We start from the raw sequence: 2,213 nt of genomic DNA, 5'->3' as shown, positions 1-2,213 counted from the left end.
ACATTGTCGATGACTTTCCAAGCGGGTGCGGGGGGCTGCGCCGAGCGCAGCGTGACGTATTGCTTGCCTTGCAAATCGCCGTAGGAACTGGTGAAGACGATCTTGGTATGCTCCACTCGGAAGGGTCCGAACAAGTTCGCGACCGCGTCCGTTGCGTCGCCCTCGCCGCGGAAGATCTCCGCATCGAGTGCGATCGTCTCGCCTTCGATCACGCGTGGCAGCGTGGTCGACTCCATCACGAATCCGTCGAGTTCGGGGAACGTGACGAAGCTCTGGAGGGATCCTTGGTCCTCCGGCAAGACATCGCTCGGCTCGGGCCGTTCCTGCGCCTGCTGCTTTCCGGATGCGACGCGCTGGTAGAGCACCGGAATTGCGAGTACGGAGAGCACGGCCGAGGCGGTCATTCCGAAGACGAGCGCCCAGGCTAGGCCGCTCCACACCGGATCGGCCGCGATGACGATCGACGAAAGCACGCCGGCGGCCGCCGTTAGGAAAATCGGGCGCGTACGTGCGGTCGTCGCCTCGATCAGCGCCTCGCGCATGGGCAACCCCTCTTTGAGTTTGTCTTCGATGAATTCGATCAGGATGATCGAATTGCGCACGACGATACCTATGAGCGCTATGAGCCCGATCATCGCGGTTGCGGAGAAATACACGCCGAACGGTGCCAGAAGGGCGAAGCCCGGCAGAACGCCGATCACGGCGAGCGGCACGGCCGCCAGCACGACGAGCGGGATGGTGAACGAGCGGAACCGCGCGACCAGCAAGAAGTAGATCAAGATGAACGCAATCAGCATCGCGCGTCCGAGGTCGGCGAAGACCGTATTGGTCAGGCTCCATTCGCCGCCCCAATCGATCCGGTATCCGGCCGGGAGCGGATGACGCATGAGCGCGAGCGACATGTCGATGACCGCGTACGTTGAGCTACGGCCCGACATATCGGCGCCCACGTACGAGACGTTCTCGTAATCGTCACGATAGAGCGGTTGTGAGACTTCCGTCGCTACCACGTCGGTGACGGATCCGAGCGGAACCATGCCGCCCATGCGGGACGGAATCATGATCGATCCGAGCGCCGCGGCGTTGTTGCGGAACTGCGGAGCGAACCGCACGAAGATCCCGACGGGGCGGGAAGCATCGCGCGTGTGCAACGTGGAAACCGAGGCGCCGTGCAGCGCCATGCCGAGCGTTTGGGCGATCGTTTCGGTATCGACGCCCGAGAGGGCGGCCTTACGTTGATCGATCTGCAATTGGAGCGCCGAGGGCAGCCCCTTGTAGCTCGAGTCGATGTCCACGACGCCGCTCTCGTGCTGCATCATCGAAGTGACGCGAGATGCGATCGCGCGGCGAACCTCGGGATCGGGGCCGTAGATCTTCGCGAGGATCGTATCGCGAACCGGCGGACCCGGCGGGACCTGGAGGATGCGAACCGTCGCTCCATACTGCGCAGCGAGGCGTTGGAGATCGGGCCGAATCTTCGAAACCAGCGCCGCAGATTGGATCTTACGTTGATCCTTCGGTAGGAGGTTTACGCGGATGTCGGCTTCGTTCGGCGCGTTGCGAAATACCGTTCCCTGCAAAAGCGCGGCCAGGTCCGGCACGGCGTTGACGCCGACGAACGTTTGATAGTTTGCAACCTCCGGCATTTTAGCGAGCGAGGCGCCGATGGCATCGGCCACGATCGTCGTGTTCGCGACCGTGTTCGAGGGTGGCGCGTCGATCGAGAGCAAGAACGAGGTTTGGTTGGCATCGGGCAGCATCCGGAACTTCACCAGGGTAAAGACCGGCAGCAGCGCGCTTGCGATAAACGCCAACAAGACGATAACGAGGAAGGCATTGGCGGCACGACGCTTGTCGACCAGGTGCGTTAACCAGCGGCGGAACGGCTTGATCCACCCCGGCGTACCGTGGGAAGGCTTCGGTTTTTGGTTACGCAACAGCGCGTACGTCGCCCATGGGGTGATCGCGAAGGCGATGAGCAGCGAGGCGACCATCGCGACCGGGACGTTGATCGGGATCGGCCGCATATACGGCCCCATCATCCCCGTGACGAAGAGCATGGGAAGGAACGAGAGCACGACGCTGACGGTCGCCAGGGTCGTCGGGCTGCCGATTTCGGCGACGGCGCGAACCGTCGATTCGGCTTTCGAACGATCGGGATGCACTTCGTAGTGCCGGTGAATATTTTCGACGATGACGATCGCTTGATCGAC

General features: G+C 62.4%; 1 protein-coding gene. It reads right to left on the bottom strand.

The features are described 5' to 3' along the window. Nucleotides 1-2,213: efflux RND transporter permease subunit (locus tag VMW12_07595; GenBank protein HUZ49584.1), on the bottom strand; the 2,213-nt coding region annotated here is incomplete at both ends.

Source organism: Candidatus Dormiibacterota bacterium (genome assembly GCA_035532835.1).
In the GTDB taxonomy this organism is placed as follows: Bacteria; Vulcanimicrobiota; Vulcanimicrobiia; order Vulcanimicrobiales; family Vulcanimicrobiaceae; genus DAHUXY01.
Note: the sequence above shows the minus strand (reverse complement) of the source record. Positions and strands in the feature narration are given on the sequence as shown.